Consider the following 18024-nt stretch of genomic DNA (forward strand, 5'->3'; position numbering starts at 1 on the left):
CCAGCGTTCGTCCTGAGCCAGGATCAAACTCTCCGTGAATGTCTTCACGAGAGCGGCACCATCGGGAGGAATAATCCCGACGTGCCCAGCGTCCTCGCTGTGTATTTCTTCAAAGGAACCTCGACCATCCGAACGGATGGACGGGGTATCAACATATCTGGCGTTGACTTTTGGCACGCTGTTGAGTTCTCAAGGAACGGAAGCTTCCTTCGAGACCGTTTCACCGGCCCCTCCGGGCTTTCCCTTCGTTGTCTCCAACCTTACCAGATCCGTTTCGCGTTTCCGCTCTTCGTTTCCGGCCCCCTGCTGGAGCGGGGTTTTTGTCTTCCGGCTTTCGCCTTTCGACGTTCCAGACTTTATCAGACTCTTTCGGGTCCGATTACCGTCCGGGTTTCGCCTCCGTGAATAGCGACGCAAAAGACCACTCGGAAAGTTCTTTCCGAGAGGTGCGATGCGATCGATAGTCTTTCGAAGCGGGCTAGATCCTAGCCGCAGACCCTCGAACGTGTCCAGTTCGGGGCAACTGCTCAAATCTACCTCCCCTCGCCACCCGTGTCAACGGGTGTCTTGGGGCGAAGAGGAGGCTAGCAGGTCAGCCGCCCCCGACGCACATCGTCGGCATCGGCCGTACGGGTCATGCCGCCGTGGGCAGGACGTCGCTCCGGTCGCCCCGCTCCAGGTCGCCCGTCTCGCCCGCGAGGGCGGCGCGGCGCCCGACGACGAAGACGTAGACGAGGAACAGCAGCTCGGCGGTGACGCCGATACCGATGCGGGCCCAGGTGGGGAGGCCGGAGGGGGTCACGAAGGCTTCGAGCGCGCCGGAGACGAAGAGGACGGCGGCGAGGCCGATGGCCATCCCGATGGCGGCCCGGCCCTCCTCGGCGAGGGCCGTCCGGCGCGGACGGGGACCGGGGTCGATGACGGTCCAGCCGAGACGGAGTCCTGTGCCAGCGGCGACGAAGACGGCGGTCAGTTCGAGAAGGCCGTGCGGGAGGATCAGCCCCAGGAACGTGTCGAGGCGGCCCGCGGAGCCCATGAGACCGAGGCCGAGACCGAGGTTGACCATGTTCTCGAACAGGACGTAGAGAACCGGGAGCCCGAGGAAGACGCCGAGGACGAGGCAGTAGCCGGCGGCCATGGCGTTGTTCGTCCAGACCTGGGCCGCGAAGGAGGTGGCGGGGTGACTGGAGTAGTAGGTCTCGTACTCGCCGCCGGGGCGGGTGAGCGCGCGCAGTTCTTCGGGGGCGGCGATGGCGGACTGGACCTCGGGGTGGGTGGCGACCCACCAGCCGATGAGCGCGGCGACCGCGGTGGAGAGGAGTGCGGTGGGGACCCACCAGTGGCGGGAGCGGTACACCGCGGCGGGGAAGACACGGGTGAAGAAGAGGGCCGCGTCGCGCCAGCCGGGGGTGCGGGCACCGGTGACGGCGCTGCGGGCGCGGGCGACGAGGGTGGTGAGGCGTCCGACGAGTGCGGGGTCGGGGGCGCTGGACTGGACGAGGGAGAGGTGGGTGGCGGCGCGCTGGTAGAGGGTGACGAGTTCGTCGGCCTCCTCCCCCGTGAGGCGCCGACGCCGGCGCAGCAGGGCGTCGAGCCGGTCCCACTCGTGGCGGTGGGCGGCTGCGAAGACGTCGAGGTCCATGGGCGCTGCTCCTGGCTGGCCGGGGAGGTCCCAGCTTGGCAGAAGGGGCAGACTGGGCGCTCCGGGTCCGGGGTGGGCAGGAGGAGGGTTCCCGCATGGGTGAGGCGAGCGCGGCGGACGGTGCCGGGCGTCTGGTGACGGGTGAGGCCGTCGAGCTGGGGTTGCATACGGCGAAGCTGCCGAGCCGGGCTCTGGCGGCGGCGCTGGACGGGGTCGTGTACATCGGCGGTTATCTGGTCGTCTCGATCGTGCTGGCGGTGGCGACGGCGTCGATGGACGACGCGGCGATCGCCGCGGTGTACGTGGCCTCGTTGCTGCTGGTGCTGATCGGGGTGCCGATCGCGGTGGAGACGCTGACGCGGGGGCGGTCGCTGGGGAAGCTGGCCTGCGGGTTGCGGGTGGTGCGCGACGACGGCGGGCCGATCCGGTTCCGGCACGCGCTGGTGCGGGGGGCGGTCGGGGTCGTGGAGATCCAGATGTTCCTCGGGGTGATCGCGTGCATCGCCTCGCTGGTGTCGGCGCGCGGGCGGCGGGTCGGGGACGTGTTCGCGGGGACGCTGGTGGTGCGGGAGCGGATTCCGGTGCCGCGGGCGGCACGGCCGTTGCCGCCCGCGCCACCGTGGCTGGCGGGGCAGTTGGCGGGGGTGGACCTGTCGGCCGTGCCGGAGGGGCTGTGGCTGGCGGTGCGGCAGTACCTGTCGCGAGTGCACCAGCTGGATCCGCAGGTGGGGTGGTCGATGGCGGAGCGGCTCGCGGGGGACGTGGTGGCGTGCACGGGGGCGCCGGTGCCGGAGGGAACGCCGCCCGCGGCGTTCCTGGCGGCGGTGGTCGCGGAGCGGCAGGGCCGGGACGCCCGCCGGGTGTTCGGCGCTCCGGTCGATGTCCCGGTCGACGGGGTCGCGCAGCAGGGGAAGGGCGGGGGGATCGTGCCGCCGCCGGTGGGCTGGGTGACGCCCGGTGCGGACGGCGGGGCGCGGGTGGAGGCGGTGCCGCCCGTGGGGGGAGGAGATGCCCCGCAGGCGCCGGTGCCTCCGTCTCCCTCCTCCTCTCCCTCCTCGTCCTCGCCGTCGTCCTCGTCGACGGGCTTCGCGCCTCCGGCTTGAGGGGCCGCCGGTGCCTGCGGCCGGGTCAGTCCGCCGTGGGGAACCGGGACGGGGGTGACTCGAGGTCCTCGAGTTCGATGCCCGGGGCGGAGAGGACGACGTCGCCGGCGATGTGGACGGTGTGCTGTTCACCGGTCTCCAGGTCGTTGACCTGGTATTCGTCCACGAGCAGCGGGGCGTTGTCAGTGGGGTGTGCTTCGCTCTTGATCAGTGCCCACGACTGGTCGAGGGTGCGGGGTGCGAGCACGGGGGGCTGGAATGCGACGAGGCGTACGCGGGTGGCCGGGGAGCCGGGACGCAGGCGGAGCAGCCGCGCGGTGGCGATGTAGAACGCGGGTGACCCGCCGGTGAAGGCGTGGGCGGGGACGTTGCCCTCCTGAGCGTCTTCGCCGGAGGGGTCGGTGCGGACCCAGGTGAGACCGTCGAGAGCGGCGCCGCGGACCTGCCAGCCCGCCGCGTGCAGTTCGAGGCGGATGGGGCGGCCGAGTTCGTCGATGGTGAGGTCGACGGAGCCGGCGTGGCCGCCGTCGGGGTGGGTGTTCTGGGCGGTGTAGCGCCAGCCGGTGGGGCCGGTGGCGCAGTGGAAGTGTTCTTCGCCGAGGGGGGTGTGGTCGTGGGTGTCGTGGAACGAGTAGCGGCCGCGGGGCATGGTTCGACCTTACAAAGCGGGCCGGGGCCCGACGGGGCAGGCCCCCGCCGGGGGCGGGGGCCTGCGGGGTGGCTCTTGTGCTGCCTGCGGGGCCGGGGGCGCGCTGTCGTGCGGGCGGCCCGGGCGGCGTCAGTAGCGGTAGTGGTCCGGCTTGTAGGGGCCCTCGACCGGAACGCCGATGTAGGAGGCCTGCTCCGGGCGCAGGGTGGTGAGCTTGACGCCGAGGGCGTCGAGGTGGAGCCGGGCGACCTTCTCGTCCAGGTGCTTGGGGAGGACGTAGACGCCGATCGGGTACTCCTCGGGCTTGGTGAACAGCTCGATCTGGGCCAGGGTCTGGTCCGAGAAGGAGTTGGACATCACGAACGAGGGGTGGCCGGTGGCGTTGCCCAGGTTGAGCAGGCGGCCCTCGGACAGCACGATCAGGACCTTGCCGTCGGAGAAGGTCCAGGTGTGGACCTGGGGCTTGACCTCGTCCTTGACGATGCCGGGGATCTTGGCGAGGCCGGCCATGTCGATCTCGTTGTCGAAGTGGCCGATGTTGCCGACGATCGCCTGGTGCTTCATGCGCTGCATGTGCTCGGCGAGGATGATGTCGCGGTTGCCGGTGGTGGTGACGAAGATGTCGGCGGTCTCGACGACGTCCTCGAGCACGGTGACCTGGTAGCCGTCCATCGCGGCCTGGAGGGCGTTGATGGGGTCGATCTCGGTGACGATGACGCGGGCGCCCTGGCCGCGCAGCGACTCGGCGCAGCCCTTGCCGACGTCGCCGTAGCCGCAGACGACGGCGACCTTGCCGCCGATGAGGACGTCGGTGGCGCGGTTGATGCCGTCGATGAGGGAGTGGCGGCAGCCGTACTTGTTGTCGAACTTCGACTTGGTGACGGCGTCGTTGACGTTGATCGCCGGGAAGAGCAGGGTGCCGTCGCGCTGCATCTCGTACAGGCGGTGGACGCCGGTGGTGGTCTCCTCGGTGACGCCGCGGATCTCGGAGGAGAGCTGGGTCCACTTCTGGGGGTTCTCGCCGAGGGTGCGGTTGAGGAGCAGCAGGATCTGCTCGTACTCCTCGCTGTCGGCGGTGGAGGGGTCGGGGGCCTGGCCGGCCTTCTCGAACTCGACGCCCTTGTGGACCAGGAGGGTGGCGTCGCCGCCGTCGTCGAGGATCATGTTCGGGCCGCCGGTGGGCACGTCGGGCCAGGTGAGGGCCTGCTCCGTGCACCACCAGTACTCGGCGAGGGTCTCGCCCTTCCAGGCGAAGACGGGGATGCCCTGCGGGTTCTCGGGGGTGCCGTTGGGGCCGACGGCGATGGCCGCGGCGGCGTGGTCCTGCGTGGAGAAGATGTTGCAGGAGGCCCAGCGGACCTGGGCGCCGAGGGCGGCGAGGGTCTCGATGAGGACGGCGGTCTGCACGGTCATGTGCAGGGAGCCGGTGATGCGGGCGCCGGCCAGCGGCTGGGAGGCCGCGTACTCCTCGCGGATGGCCATGAGGCCGGGCATCTCGTGCTCGGCGAGGGTGATCTCCTTGCGGCCGAAGGCGGCCAGGGAGAGGTCGGCGACCTTGAAGTCGTTGGTGACGGGGGACATGCAGTCTCCTCGTGGGGTGCTTCCAGAACGGACATCGGCTTTCCGCTGCGGGGCGGGGGGAGGCATGCGGACATACGTCTCCCTCGACCGCAGCTCAGCCCGTCGGAGGCCCTCTCTCCCTCGGCCGGTCCGTTTCCGGACCGCCCGACCGCCATCAGCAGCGACGTCTGGCTAGGGACGAATCTACACCGAGTGGCCGGGCGCGTCCGGAAGGTGCGTGGAGGTGGTGTGAAGGGGGTCAGTCCGTCGCGGGGGCGGCGGGGGCGGCCGGCTGCTCGCGGTAGATGTCCGGTTCGAGGTAGATGACGCGGGCGATGGGCTCGGCCTCGCGGATGCGGGCCTCGGCGGCGTCGATGGCGCGGGCGACCTCGGTGGCGGTGTCGTCGAGGTCGACGGCGATCTTGGCGGCGACGAGGAGTTCGTCGGGGCCGAGGTGCAGGGTCCGCATGTGGATCACGCGGGTGACGCTGTCGCCGTCGACGATGGCCTCGCGGATGCGGGCGACGACCTCGGGGCCGGCCGCCTCGCCGAGGAGCAGCGACTTGGTCTCGGAGGCGAGGACGAGCGCGATGACCACGAGGAGGACGCCGATGCAGAGGGTGCCGATGCCGTCCCAGATGCCGTCGCCGGTGAGCAGGGACAGGCCGACACCGATGAGGGCGAGCACGAGGCCGACGAGGGCGCCGAGGTCCTCGAGGAGGACGACGGGGAGCTCGGGGGCCTTGGCGGTGCGGATGAACTGGCTCCAGCTCTGCTTGCCGCGGACCGCGTTGGACTCATTGATGGCGGTGCGGAAGGAGAAGCCCTCGGCGATGATCGCGAAGACCAGGACACCGATGGGCCAGTACCAGTGCTCGATCTCGTGGGGGTGCTGGATCTTCTCGTAGCCCTCGTACAGGGCGAAGACGCCACCGATGGTGAACAGCACGATGGAGACGAGGAAGCCGTAGATGTACCGTTCACGGCCGAAGCCGAAGGGGTGTTCCTCGGTGGCCTTCTTCTGGGCCTTCTTGCCGCCGAGCAGGAGCAGCGCCTGGTTGCCCGAGTCGGCCACCGAGTGCACGCCCTCGGCGAGCATGGACGAGGAGCCGCTGAAGGCGAACGCCACGAACTTGCTCACCGCGATGGCGAGGTTGGCGCCCAATGCGGCGACGATCGCCTTGGTTCCGCCTGACGCGCTCATAGGTGCTGGTGGTCCCTTCCCTCGGCCCTGCTCTTTGCCCGGTCTTTACGGCGTTACGGCGGGACATTCTTGCAGGCCGTGGTTCGCGTGGTGCGTCAGGCCACCACGGTGGCCCGGAAGACGGTTCCCTCGCCGGTGAGTTCGACCTTCTCGCCTGCGGGAACGTAGGCGGACTGGCCCCGCTCCAGGGTGAGTTGCGGTGCCGCGGGGTCACCGGGCGTGCGCACGGTGGCGGTGCCCTCGGTGCAGAGCAGGATCTGGGCGGTGCGGTCGTGCGGGGTGCGGGGGGCGGCGCCGGCGGCGAGCGAGTAGCGGGAGAGCCGGAACTCGTCGATGGGGGTGCCGTAGAGCTCCTCGCCGTCGGGGGACGCCTCGGGGCGCAGGACCCCCGCGTCGCCGGCCTGGAAGCGGACGATGCGCAGCAGTTCGGGGATGTCGACGTGCTTGGGGGTGAGGCCGCAGCGCAGCACGTTGTCGGAGTTGGCCATGATCTCGACGCCGAGGCCGCTGAGGTAGGCGTGGGGTATTCCGGCGCCGAGGAACAGCGCTTCGCCGGGCTGGAGCCGGACGTGGTTGAGGAGCATGGCGGCGATGACGCCGGGGTCGCCCGGGTAGGCGTGGGCGATGGCGGCGTAGGCGGCGTACGCGTCGGCGTGCGGTCCGCCCTCGGCGGCGAGGCGGCCGGCGGCCTCGGTGGCTTCGTCCACCGTGCCTGCCATGGCGTCGCGTTCGGCTCCGAGCACGGCGGTGAGGACCTCGCGGAGCGCGGCCTCCTCGGGGTGGGCGCGCAGGAGGTCGGCGTACGGCTTGAGGGAGTCGACGCCGAGGCCGGTGAGGAGGGCCGCGGTCTCCTCGGGGTGGCGGAAGCCGCACAGTCCCTCGAAGGGGGTGAGCGCGACGATCATCTCCGGCTTGTGGTTGGCGTCCTTGTAGTTGCGGTGCGGGGCGTCGACGGGGATGCCGCGGGCCTCTTCGTCGGCGAAGCCGGCGCCGGCCTGGGCGAGGTCGGGGTGCACCTGCAGGGAGAGGGGGGAGCCGGCGGCGAGGAGCTTGAGCAGGAAGGGCAGCCGGGGGCCGAAGCGTTCGACGGCGGGGGTGCCGAGTTCGCGGCCGGGGTCGGCGGCGATGACCTGGTCGAGCGGGACCGGACCGTTGCCGCGGTCGATGCGGGACGGGGCGCCGGGGTGGGCGCCCATCCAGAGTTCGGCCTGCGGCTCGCCCGTGGGGGTGGTGCCGAGCAGTTCGGGGATGGCCGTGGTGGATCCCCAGGCGTACGGGCGGATGGTGTTGGTCAGGCGGTCCATGCGGTCATGATCTCCCGGTGGAGGTGATGGCGAGGTAAACGGAGGCGAAATCCGTGACGGCGAGGAGTTCGACGGCGGATTCCAGGTCGCCCCCCTCTGCGGGGGCGAGTTCGCTCATCGGGGTGTCGTGGGTGGTGGCGAGTTCGCGGGCGAGCGGGGCGGAGCTCGCGGCGCCGTTGCCGGTGCGGTGCAGGAGCACGACGCGCAGGCGCAGGTCCTCGGGCTCGTCGACGCGGTCGCGGAAGAAGTCCTCGGGGTCGAGGGCGCCGGCCAGGGAGCCGGCGAGCAGCGCGCCGTGGGTGTCGAGTGCCTCGGGGAGTTCGCCGTGCAGGGCGGGGCGGCCGGCGCGGGCGGCGATGGCCGCGGCGAAGCGCCGCGCGGCGACGGAGGCGACAGGCCCGTCGCTCCACATCACCGGGAGGGATTCGGCGAGTTCGGAGGCGAGTGCCTTGGCGGGGTTGCTGTAGGTGGCCGTTGCGGGGCCGCAGCGGGCGGCGACGTCGTCGAGGCGGTCGGCGACGCGCTCGACGGCGTCCGGCGGGGCGGCGAGCAGGCCGATGCGGTCGCCGAGGGCGAGCAGCGGGGTGAGCAGGGCCCAGAAGGCGCCGAGGTCCTCGGCGGGGTCGGCGGCCTCGCCCAGGACGCCCGCGACGGATGCGGGGTCGGGGGCGGGGGCGTACGGCAGGACCATGCCGCGCACCTGCTGGATCGCCTCGGCGATGGGTGAGCCGGCGGGGACGACGGCGGCGGCGGTGCAACCGCGGCGGTAGGCCTGCTCGATGAGGTCGGCCAGGCCCGCCTCGGTGCCGGCGGGGCTGGCGATGAGCAGCAGGTCGAGGGGGCCGGCCCAGCCGGGGAGGGTCCACCGCAGGTCGTACGGGGCGGGGCCGGTGGGGTGCAGAGACAGCACGGGCCCGCCGCTGTTGCCGAGGGCGCCGAGGAGTTCGGCGACGGCGGTGACGGCGACGGCGCCGGGGCCGGCGACGAGGACGCTCCGGGGGCGGCCGTCGGGCTTGAGTCCGCTGACGCCCGCTTCCTGGGCGAGGCGGGCGGCGGTGCGGACGCGGGCGCCGGCGGCGGCGACGCCGAGGAGGAGGCCGCGGGTGTCGGCGCGGGCGAGGGCGTCGGGGTCGTCGAGCAGCGTCTCGTCCAGCATCGGGGGTGTCCTCCGGTCCGGTCCGGTCGTGTCGGGTGTCGCGGGGCGCCGTGCGGTACGGGTGCCCGTGCCGCGCCGGCGGTGCGTGCGGGGGGCTGCCGGGTGGAGGCCGGTCGGGCGCGGCGTGCCGGGCGGCCCGGTCGCGTTACGCGGGGCGGCGGGCCTCGTCGACGAGGAGGACGGGGATGTCGTCGCGCACGGGGTAGGCCAGGCCGCAGTCGGCGGAGGTGCAGGCGAGCTCGGTGGCCTCGACGTCCTCGCGCAGCGGCGCGTGGCAGGCGGGGCAGGCGAGGATCTCCAGGAGGCTGGCTTCGACGAGCGGCATGGTGGCGTCTCCCCAGTGGTCGTGGTGTCGTCGTGGTTTCCGGGCGTCCGCCGTGTGGGCGGGCGCGTGCGGACCGGCTGATTCAGCCTATCGCCGGGGGCCCCGGCCCGCGTGACCGCGTCGGGTGCCCCCGGTCCCCGCCGGAGGGGTGCTGCGTGGCTCCTCCGGCGGGGTGGCGCTCAGGCGCGGACGATGGCGAGGACCTCGTCGCGGACATCGGCCATGAGTCCGGCGTCGCGGGCCTCCACGTTGAGGCGCAGCAGCGGCTCGGTGTTGGAGGGGCGGAGATTGAACCACCAGCCGTCGCCGGTGACCGTGAGGCCGTCGAGCTCGTCGGTTTCGGTGCCCGGGCGGTCGGCGTAGGCGGCGCGGACGGCGGCGGTGCGGCCGGCCTGGTCGTCGACGGCGGTGTTGATCTCGCCGGAGGCGGCGTAGCGGTCGTACTCGGCGACGAGCGCGGACAGCGTGCCGTCCTGGCCGCCGAGGGCGGCGAGGACGTGGAGCGCGGCGAGCATGCCGGTGTCGGCGTTCCAGAAGTCGCGGAAGTAGTAGTGCGCGGAGTGCTCGCCGCCGAAGACGGCGCCGGTGCGGGCCATCTCCTGCTTGATGAAGGAGTGGCCGACGCGGGTGCGGACGGGCGTCCCGCCGTGCTCCTTGACGACCTCGGGCACGGTCCACGAGGTGATCAGGTTGTGGATGACGGTGGAGCCGGGGTGCTTGGCCAGTTCGCGGGCGGCGACCAGGGCGGTGATCGCGGACGGGGAGACGGGCTCGCCTCGCTCGTCGACGACGAAGCAGCGGTCGGCGTCGCCGTCGAAGGCGATGCCGATGTCGGCGCCGGTCTCGCGCACCTTCTCCTGCAGGTCGACGATGTTCTTGGGGTCGAGGGGGTTGGCCTCGTGGTTGGGGAAGGTGCCGTCGAGCTCGAAGTACATCGGGACGAGGTCGAGGGGCAGCCCGTCGAAGACGGTGGGGACGGTGTGCCCGCCCATGCCGTTGCCGGCGTCGACGACGACCTTGAGGTGCCGGATGGAACCGAGGTCCACCAGGGTGCGCAGGTGGGTGGCGTAGTCGGCGAGCATGTCGTGCGCGGTGACCTCGCCGGGCGTGGCGTCGCTCGCCGGGAGGCCGGTCTCGGACCATTGCTCGACCAGTTCGCGGATCTCGGCGAGGCCGGTGTTCTGTCCGACGGGGGCGGCGCCGGCGCGGCACATCTTGATGCCGTTGTACTGCGCCGGGTTGTGGCTGGCGGTGAACATCGCGCCGGGCAGGCCGAGCTTGCCGCTGGCGAAGTACAGCTGGTCGGTGGAGCAGAGGCCGATCTCGGTGACCTTGGCACCGCGCGAGGCCGCGCCGCGGGCGAAGGCCCGGGACAGGCCGGGCGAGGAGGGCCGCATGTCGTGGCCCGTCACGATCGCGTCGGCGCCGGTCACGGTCACGAAGGCCGCGCCGAAGAGCTCGGCGAGCGGCTCGCCCCATTGGTCGGGGACGACTCCGCGGACGTCGTACGCCTTCACGAGCTGGGAGAGGTCGGTCACCGCATGTGCTCCGCTCTGGAATCCGGTTGCCGGTGGATGGATCGTGGCAAGAGCCAACCTACCGGGCGGATCCGAACGGGCCGACGAGGAGCCCGGGGCACGCGAGGGCCCGGGACGGGTGGTAGCGGAGGGGGCGCCGGTCAGGAATCGGGCGAGCGCAGGACGCGCAGGTGCCCGCGGCGGGCGATCTCCATGGGGTCGCCGCCGCGGCCGTTGGTGCCGTTGCCCTCGCGTTCCTGGGGGCGGGCGGCCTCGCGCACGGCGTTGGCGAGCGCCTCGAGGTCGTCGCCGCTGGGGCGGGTGGGGCCGGTGTCGGTGGCGAGCCGTACGACCTCCCAGCCGCGGGGGGCGGTGAGGCGCTCGGAGTGCTCGGAGCACAGGTCGTAGCAGTGGGGTTCCGCGTAGGTGGCGAGCGGTCCGAGGACGGCGGTCGAGTCCGCGTAGACGTACGTCAGCGTCGCGACGGCGGGACGGCCACACGCGGTGCGCGAACAGCGACGTACAAGGCTCACGACGTTGGACGGTACCGCACTCTTGAGCGGGCCGCGACGACTCCCCAGGAGCTCACCCCGTCGTGTCGTCCGGGTTGGCCGGGAAGGTCCGACCTGCGCCCAACACACCTGACCTGCAAAGGGCCGGAAATGTGCGGGCGCCCCTCGGGCAGCCCCGATCACCAAACGTCACAAATGATGCCAAGAGCGATCAGCGAAGCGGTCGGGGCAGGGAAATCCGGCGGGCGCAGGGGGTGGGCGACCGTACATTCTGCGACATCGACGGGGATGTCCGGTCCTCGTCCCCCGTGGTGGTGGCAGCGGTCACGGAGCCGCATAACCGGGGCTCCCGACGGCTACTCTCAGAGGTGATGGACACCCCTTCGCCCGCACCGCGCCAGCGCCGCCGCGACCGACACGGCCGCGGCATGCGCGGCCCCATCGCGCCCCCGCAGGTGCCCCTGGCACGCACCCGCGCCGACGCGTTCGACGACCTGGTGCGCGACGCGGCGGACCGGCTCGAACGGCGCTGGCCGCAACTGGCGGACGTGGAGTTCGCGGTGCAGGAGGTGCCCTGGCCGCCGAACGGTGCCGACGGCGCCGCGGCCGACGGCCGGTTCGACGACGGGGTGCCGCTGGGCCGCCTGCTCGGCGGGCAGAAGGGCGACCCGCACCGCATCGTGGTGTACCGGCGGCCGGTGGAGATCCGGGCCAAGAGCCGCGAGGAGCGGGCCCTGCTGGTGCACGACGTGGTCGTGGAGCAGGTGGCCGAGCTGCTCGGGCTGTCGCCGGAGAACGTCGACCCCCGGTACGGGGAGGGCTAGGCCTCCCCGCACCGGCGTGCGGCCGCCCGGGGCCGCCGCACGGGAACCGTCAGCGGTTCAGGATGGACAGATCCTCTTCGGACTCCGGGACGGCGACCAGACCGCGGTCGTCCGGCATCGCCTGGATGGTGAACATGGGGACGCCGCCCTCCGGCAGGGCGAGCATCCGGGAGGCGTAGACGGGGCCGCCCGAGGCGGGCTCCACCGTGACGGCGAAGGCGCCCTTGCCCTCCGAGGGGGCGGGCGGCGACAGGACCACCGTCGTACCGCGCTTGACCGGGACGTTCTTGGTCACGGGCTCGCCGCCCTTCGTCGAGGCGGAGGTGACGACGCGCACGGTGGCGTCACCCTCCGGCGCGGTGAGCGCGAGCGTCGAGCCCTTGGTGCGGTTGTCGGCGGCGCTGGCGCGGTCGCCGACGGGAGCGGTGGCGGGCAGGAAGGCGGTCTCCTGGCCGGCGCCCTTGCCGCGGGTGATCCGCAGGGCGGCGACGACAGGGGCCTTGTCTGAGGGGTCGGTCGGGCTCAGCACGAGTGAGCCGGCCTCGCCCTTGGTGAGGTCGCCGAGGTCGACGGCGCTGGTCATACCGCTCTTGACGTGGACGGTCTCGTGCCCGGCGGGGGTGATCTCACCGCCCGAGGAGGCGAGCCGCAGTTTCAGGTCGGCGTCGCTGTCGCCGGTCGCGAAGACCACCAGGCGCACGTCGGAGGCGTCGCCGGGGATGCCGGGCATGACGGCCTCGGGGGCGGGGTCGGTCGAGGCGGGCAGCCAGTCGCCGCCGGCCTTGGCGTCCTCGGCCTCGACGGTGGCGCCGACCCGGCCGCTGCGGGCGCTGACGTGCAGGGTGAGGGCGTCGGACTTCTCCGTGGTGAGCGTGGAGAGCAGGACGGGGACGGTCGCGCCCGGCGGCACCGTGATGCCGTCGGTGGTGGTGGTCTTGACCTCGCCCTTGTCGCCGTAGAGCCGGAGGTCGACGACGGCGGAGTTCTCGTCCGGGTTGGTGAGGTGGACGTAGTCCTGCCGGTCGGCGCCGGTGCTGACCGCGGGGAACCAGAACTCGCTGTCGGGCACCGCGCAGGAGGTGCCGAGCACCGCCCGGGCCGGGCCGGCGTCGACGACCGTGGTCTGCTGCACGGTCCAGCCGGGGGCGAGCGCCCCGTCGGCGGTACCGATGAGGGCGGGCGCGTCGGCGGACTCGGTGACCGCGGTGACCGGCTTGCCGGCCTCCTTCAGCGGTGCCACCGGCTTGCGCTTGGCGGCCTTGCCGTCCTGGCCTGCGGCGGCCAGCAGGGCGGCGGTGCCGCCCGAGCCGGCGGAGTCGCCCTTGGGCGTGAACGCGGTGTACGTGGTCGAGGCGAAATCGGAGTCCGACGGCGCCGGGCAGGCCAGCGTGGACCGCTCGACGGGCAGCCGCGCCGCGCTCACGGCGGGCGCCGCGTCGGGGGTGCCCGCGCCGGTGACGGTGGCGACGCCGGCGACCGCGGCCAGGGCGGCGGTGACGCCGATCAGGGAGAGGGTGCTGCGGTTCACTGCTGGTTGCTCCCGTCGCGGCGGTAGCCGTCCGAGTCGTACGCGTCCGTGTCGTAGGTGCCGTAGGGGGCGTACGAGGCGTCGTAGCCCTGGGGCTGCTGCGGCTGCCGGCCCTGCTCGTAGCCCTGCCGGTCGTAGCCGGGCTGCTGGGCCTGCTCCCCGTAGCCGTACGGGTCGTAGACCTGCTCCTGCGGCTGGGCGGGCTGCTCGTAGCCGTAGCTGCTCTGGTACTCCGCGGCCCACTGCTCCTGGCCGTACGGGTCGTCCTGCTGGGGGGCGGCGGCGTACGGGTCGTACTCGGCGTACTGCGCGTACTCGGCCTGCTCCGGGTGCTCGGGCTCGGCGGCCCGGGTCTCGGCGGGGGCGTCGTCCGCCTCGCCCTCGGCCTCGGCGGCGGCGCGCAGCCGGCGGGCGCGGCGGCCGTCGCCGCCGTCCTGCGCCGGGATGTCGGCGGCGGCCGCCGCCACGGGCACGGCCTCCGCGTCGGGCAGGTCGTCGTCGACCTCGCGGCGCCGGCCCGGCAGGGCCATGACGACGAGCACCAGGCCGAGGAAGCCCTGGACCCACAGCCACACGGTGTGCGTGAACGGGTCGTCGTAGACGAGGTCGAGCCGGCCGCCGCTGCTCGGGAGCCGGAAGCCCTGGGCCCAGCCGTCGACGGTGGTGGCGGTGAGCTCCTTGCCGTCGAGGGTGGCGGTCCAGCCGGGGGCGGCGCGGTCGGCGAGGCGCAGCACACGGCCGTCGGTGCCGGCCGGGATGGTGGTGTGGGCCTCGACCTTGCCGGAGGCGACGGTCACGGGGCCGGCGGGGGTGTCGGCGTCCTCACCGGTGCCGCCGTCCTCGCCGGAGGCGGCGTCCTCGCCGTTGCCCGAGGGCTCGACGATCGTGATGCGCGCGACGTCGTCGTCCACCCGCCACAGGGCGCTGCCGTCGTCCTGGCTGAGCCGGGACAGGCCCGGCGTGCTGTCGAGGGTGCGGCTCACCTCGCGCGGGGCGCCGCTCTGGACGAGGACGTAGCGGACGGCGTAGCCGCCGAGCTGGCTGGCCTGGTCGGCGCCGGAGCCGGCCACGAGGTTGCCGACGATCTTGGCGAGCCGGGCGTCGCCGCCGTCCGCGGCGGCGATCTCGGCGTCGCCGAGGCGGGCGCCGGCACCGCGGACCAGGGCGTACGAGACGTGTGCGGGCGTGCCCGAGACGACGAGGGTGCGGGCCTGGTCGCGGGTGGTGCTCTCCTCGGCGACGAAGGCCGGCACCTGGGTCGGGTCGCGGCGCTCCAGCGGGCCGTCGGCACCGCCGGCCATCCAGCCGACGGCGGCGGCCAGCGGGGCGAGCACGGCGGCCAGGGCGACGAGCGCGGCGACCGGCTGGCGCCAGCCGAAGCCGGAGGCGGCGAGCCGCTCCTTGGCGCCCTCGGCGCCGACGGCGGCCGCGGCGAGCAGGGCGAAGCCGTAGACGAGGGTGGCCGGGCCCGCCCAGGCCGTGGTGTTGGCGAGGACCGCGAAGACCAGGCCGGTCAAGGCGCCCGCCCAGGCGGTGACGATGGCCGAGCGGCGTTCGGCGCGCACCAGTGCGGCCAGCGCCGCCAGCACGATGCCCGCGAGCAGGAAGCCGCCGGCGGCGCCGGGGCCGCCGGGGTTGATCAGGAGCAGGTCGGTGGCGGTGGCCGACTTGGCGCCGAACGGCAGGCCGGCCTCGTCCAGGAAGCGCCGGGGGTGGGTGAGCAGCCCGAGCGACCAGGGCGCGAGCACCACCAGGGGGGCGCCGAGGACGGCCAGGGCCCGCATGGCCAGCGGGACGAGCAGCCGGCCCTGGCCCCGTACGACGCGGGTGGCGATGGTGACGCCGACGAGCACCAGGGCGATCAGCCAGGTGATGGGGGTGAACGCGGTGGTGATCGTCAGCAGCAGCGCGACCGCCCAGGCCGCGCGCCACCCGGGCCGCAGACCGCGCTCGACGGCGTCGGCGGAGATCCGCAGGCCCGCGGCGGAGACGGCGGCCCGGGCCATCAGCGGCAGCAGGATCGCCAGGACGGCGGTGCCGAGCCGGCCGCCGGCGAGGGCGCCGGTGGCGGCGGGCAGGAAGGCGTACGCGACGGCGCCCCAGGCGCGCAGCAGCCGCGAGTCGACCAGCGGCCGCGACACGAAGTAGGCGCTGAGGCCCGCGAGCGGCACCGAGGCGACCAGGAGCACGGTCAGGGCGAGGCCGGAGCTGCCGAGCAGGATGCTCGACAGGGTGGCCACGATCGCCAGGTAGGGCGGCGCGCTCTCGGTGCTGCCGGCGCCGAGGGAGTGCCAGCCGCCGAGGTAGGAGCCCCACAGGTCGGAGGCGTCGGAGGCGGCGGGCAGCAGCGCGCCGCCGGACAGGGCGCCGCCGCCGAGGAGCGCGCGGCAGGCGATCAGGGAGAAGAGCAGCAGGACGGCGAAGAGCATCGGGGCGGGCTGCCGGGCGATGCGCTTGAGCAGCGCGAACTGCTCGACGTCCATGTACTCGCCGTCGTCGTCGCCACCGCTGGGACCGGACTCCAGCCCGCCGCCGTGACGTCCGGCGGAGGAGGCGTCGGCGGCCGCGCGGCCGGACACGTTGCTGACGACCTGCTCGACGGTGGCCCGTACGGTCGCGCCGGGCGGCGGGAAGAGCGGCCGCAGTTCGGAGGGCGGGACGACGGCCCGGGAGCGCCGGTGGCGGGCGCCGAGGAGGCGGCCGGGGCGCAGCAGGACCGAGAGCAGGCCGGTGATCTCGTCGACGGCCTGTCCGGGGACCTTGCCGACGAGGTAGGCCAGGGTACGCAGCACGGTGCCGAGCACGATGCGCGCGAAGACGTACGGGAGCTGGACGCCGCGGGTGTTGGCCAGCAGCGTGTAGACGGCGCCCGCCTTGTCGACCCGGTGCGGGTTGACGGCGGAGCGGCCGGCGCAGTCGACGGGGCGGCGCTCGCGGGAGGCCGCCTCGGCGTGCCGCAGGACGGCGTCGGGGGCGACGAGCACGGTGTGGCCGGCGGACTGGGCGCGCCAGCAGAAGTCGACGTCGTCGCGCATGAGGGGCAGCCGGCGGTCGAACCCGCCGAGGTCCTCCCACACGTCGCGGCGCACCAGCATGCCGGCGCTGGAGACCGAGAGCACCTGGCGGACCTGGTCGTGCTGGCCCTGGTCCTGCTCGCGGCGCTCCAGCCCGGTCCAGCGGCGGCCGCTGCGGGCGATGGAGACGCCGACCTCCAGCAGCTGGCGCCGGTCGTACCAACTGCGCAGCTTGGGGCCGATGATCGCGGCGGAGGGCGAGGCGTCGGCGACCCTCAGGAGGTTGAGGAGGGCGTCCGGGGCCGGCTCGCAGTCGTCGTGCAGGAGCCACAGCCACTGCACGGGTTCGCCGTGCGGCTGGTCCGGCTCGTCGTAGGCGTCGTCGTTCCAGGTGCGGGTGGCCGGGTCCCAGCTGCTGCGTCGCGCCAGGTAGGGCAGTTGCTCCGCGGTCAGGGGCTCGGCGGCGCGCACGCACTCGTCGACGGCGGCGCCGAAGCCGTTGCGGCGGGCGAGGTGCAGGACGCGGTGGTCGCCGAGGCTCTCGGCGAGCAGCCGGGCGGAGTCGTCGGCGCTGCCGGTGTCGGCGGCGATGACGTCCTGGACCGGGCGGTCCTGGGAGACCAGGCCCGAGAGCGCGTTGGGCAGCCAGCGGGCACCGTCGTGGGCGACGAGCACGGCGGTGACGACGTGGCGCGGGAACTCCGGTGCCTGGGCGGCGTATTGAGTCCCGGCAGAACTGTTCACGGACATCGAGGTTCGGGCCCCGGTTCGCTGGACTTCGGACGACGCCTTGGGCGTCTCGGACGGGCCCCCACACTAACGGTTGCGGGAGGCGGCCCTTCCGGGTCCGGGGCACATATACCGACGAAGCCTGCCGTGACGGACGCGAACCGGGCGGGCGCCGTGCGATCACCCCATGGGCTGCCGTACGGTCGCCGGCCGGGTGCCGGGGACGGGCCCTAGACGACACCCTTCTTCAGCCGCCGGCGCTCGCGCTCGGACAGGCCGCCCCAGATGCCGAAGCGCTCGTCGTTGGCGAGGGCGTAGTCGAGGCAGTCGGAACGGACCTCGCAGGCGAGGCAGACCTTCTTGGCCTCGCGGGTGGAGCCGCCCTTCTCGGGGAAGAAGGACTCGGGATCGGTCTGCGCGCACAGCGCGCGCTCCTGCCACCCGAGCTCTTCGTCGGCCTCTTCGGCCAGCAACAGCTGGAACAGCTCGGTCATGCGCGCCCCTCGTCTGTTTTCGCGTCCCCGTGATGTTGCCGTTACCTGCGACGGTCGAACGACACGAGTGAAATTACAAGTGTGCCGATACGGGCCAGTCAAGCCGAGATCTGCTATTGGGCCCGTTATTCACCCTGCGGAACCAAGGCCTGACAGAAAGTGTGCAAATCAGCCCAAACGTCCGCATACGTCAACCGCGGTCGACGCCCCTCGGGGGTGGCGATCACGATGCGATCACGAAAACACAACGACGTTTCACGAGGAGACGTTCCTGCGTACCCGTGTGGTTGCGTCGGCACTTTTCCTGGGCCTTCTATGCACAAACCTTTCACCATGCCGAATAGCCGGATCAGGTGAAAGATTTACGACAAACCCGACATCAAGTTGACAGGCCGCCGGGGACCCGGTGTGCTAGGGCGCATGCCAGTGACCCACGCGCCCACCCGGACCTGCCGCCTCGGCG

At 73.0% G+C, this 18024-nt stretch carries 14 protein-coding genes; 2 read left to right on the top strand and 12 right to left on the bottom strand.

Annotated features, from left to right (window positions below):
* Nucleotides 1–634 precede the first annotated feature (634 nt).
* A complete protein-coding gene (locus CHF15_RS03955) occupies nucleotides 635–1642 on the bottom strand; it encodes a stage II sporulation protein M (RefSeq protein WP_089222214.1) in 1008 nt (335 codons plus the stop codon).
* Between the two features lie 95 nt (nucleotides 1643–1737).
* On the opposite strand from CHF15_RS03955, the gene CHF15_RS03960 reads away from it, so the two are divergent.
* Complete coding sequence (locus tag CHF15_RS03960; RefSeq protein ID WP_179279655.1) at nucleotides 1738–2745, top strand: RDD family protein; 1008 nt, start codon at nucleotides 1738–1740, stop codon at nucleotides 2743–2745.
* A gap of 25 nt (nucleotides 2746–2770) precedes the next feature.
* Here CHF15_RS03960 and CHF15_RS03965 read toward each other — a convergent pair whose 3' ends face one another.
* From CHF15_RS03965 to CHF15_RS04000, 8 genes are all read right to left on the bottom strand, one after another.
* Complete coding sequence (locus CHF15_RS03965; RefSeq protein ID WP_089222215.1) at nucleotides 2771–3394, bottom strand: hypothetical protein; 624 nt, start codon at nucleotides 3392–3394, stop codon at nucleotides 2771–2773.
* Between the two features lie 129 nt (nucleotides 3395–3523).
* The gene (ahcY, locus tag CHF15_RS03970) at nucleotides 3524–4975 is read right to left on the bottom strand and encodes an adenosylhomocysteinase (RefSeq protein ID WP_089222216.1); all 1452 of its coding nucleotides are present in this window, start codon (nucleotides 4973–4975) and stop codon (nucleotides 3524–3526) included.
* A 238-nt stretch (nucleotides 4976–5213) separates the two neighbouring features.
* Entirely contained in the window at nucleotides 5214–6158 is a 945-nt protein-coding gene (locus CHF15_RS03975; RefSeq protein WP_089222217.1) for a cation diffusion facilitator family transporter, read from the bottom strand.
* 95 nt (nucleotides 6159–6253) lie between these two features.
* Nucleotides 6254–7462: a mannose-6-phosphate isomerase, class I gene (manA, locus tag CHF15_RS03980; RefSeq protein WP_089222218.1), complete on the bottom strand. Its 1209-nt coding sequence runs from the start codon at nucleotides 7460–7462 to the stop codon at nucleotides 6254–6256.
* Nucleotides 7463–7466: 4 nt separating this feature from the next.
* Nucleotides 7467–8618 carry an SIS domain-containing protein gene (locus tag CHF15_RS03985; RefSeq protein ID WP_089222219.1) on the bottom strand — a complete coding sequence of 384 codons (1152 nt, stop codon included), beginning with the start codon at nucleotides 8616–8618 and terminating at the stop codon, nucleotides 7467–7469.
* A 145-nt stretch (nucleotides 8619–8763) separates the two neighbouring features.
* Complete coding sequence (locus CHF15_RS03990) at nucleotides 8764–8943, bottom strand: Trm112 family protein (RefSeq protein ID WP_089222220.1); 180 nt, start codon at nucleotides 8941–8943, stop codon at nucleotides 8764–8766.
* A 179-nt stretch (nucleotides 8944–9122) separates the two neighbouring features.
* Nucleotides 9123–10481, bottom strand: coding sequence for a phosphomannomutase/phosphoglucomutase (locus CHF15_RS03995; protein ID WP_089222221.1), 1359 nt, complete (start codon nucleotides 10479–10481; stop codon nucleotides 9123–9125).
* A gap of 140 nt (nucleotides 10482–10621) precedes the next feature.
* Nucleotides 10622–11041, bottom strand: a complete 420-nt coding sequence (locus CHF15_RS04000; RefSeq protein ID WP_078619945.1) for a DUF3499 domain-containing protein — start codon at nucleotides 11039–11041, stop codon at nucleotides 10622–10624.
* A 302-nt stretch (nucleotides 11042–11343) separates the two neighbouring features.
* On the opposite strand from CHF15_RS04000, the gene CHF15_RS04005 reads away from it, so the two are divergent.
* Nucleotides 11344–11796 carry a metallopeptidase family protein gene (locus tag CHF15_RS04005; protein WP_089222222.1) on the top strand — a complete coding sequence of 151 codons (453 nt, stop codon included), beginning with the start codon at nucleotides 11344–11346 and terminating at the stop codon, nucleotides 11794–11796.
* A 49-nt stretch (nucleotides 11797–11845) separates the two neighbouring features.
* On the opposite strand, the gene CHF15_RS04010 is transcribed toward CHF15_RS04005, so the two are convergent.
* The 3 genes from CHF15_RS04010 to CHF15_RS04020 form a co-directional block, all read right to left on the bottom strand.
* Nucleotides 11846–13324 carry a DUF5719 family protein gene (locus CHF15_RS04010; RefSeq protein WP_089222223.1) on the bottom strand — a complete coding sequence of 493 codons (1479 nt, stop codon included), beginning with the start codon at nucleotides 13322–13324 and terminating at the stop codon, nucleotides 11846–11848.
* Entirely contained in the window at nucleotides 13321–17088 is a 3768-nt protein-coding gene (locus tag CHF15_RS04015; RefSeq protein ID WP_089222224.1) for a glycosyltransferase family 2 protein, read from the bottom strand. The genes CHF15_RS04010 and CHF15_RS04015 overlap by 4 nt, the downstream gene beginning before the upstream one ends.
* Nucleotides 17089–17297: 209 nt before the next feature.
* Nucleotides 17298–17561 carry a WhiB family transcriptional regulator gene (locus CHF15_RS04020; RefSeq protein ID WP_018559705.1) on the bottom strand — a complete coding sequence of 88 codons (264 nt, stop codon included), beginning with the start codon at nucleotides 17559–17561 and terminating at the stop codon, nucleotides 17298–17300.
* Between the last annotated feature and the right edge of the window lie 463 nt (nucleotides 17562–18024).

Source organism: Actinacidiphila glaucinigra (genome assembly GCF_900188405.1).
GTDB lineage: Bacteria > Actinomycetota > Actinomycetes > Streptomycetales > Streptomycetaceae > Actinacidiphila > Actinacidiphila glaucinigra.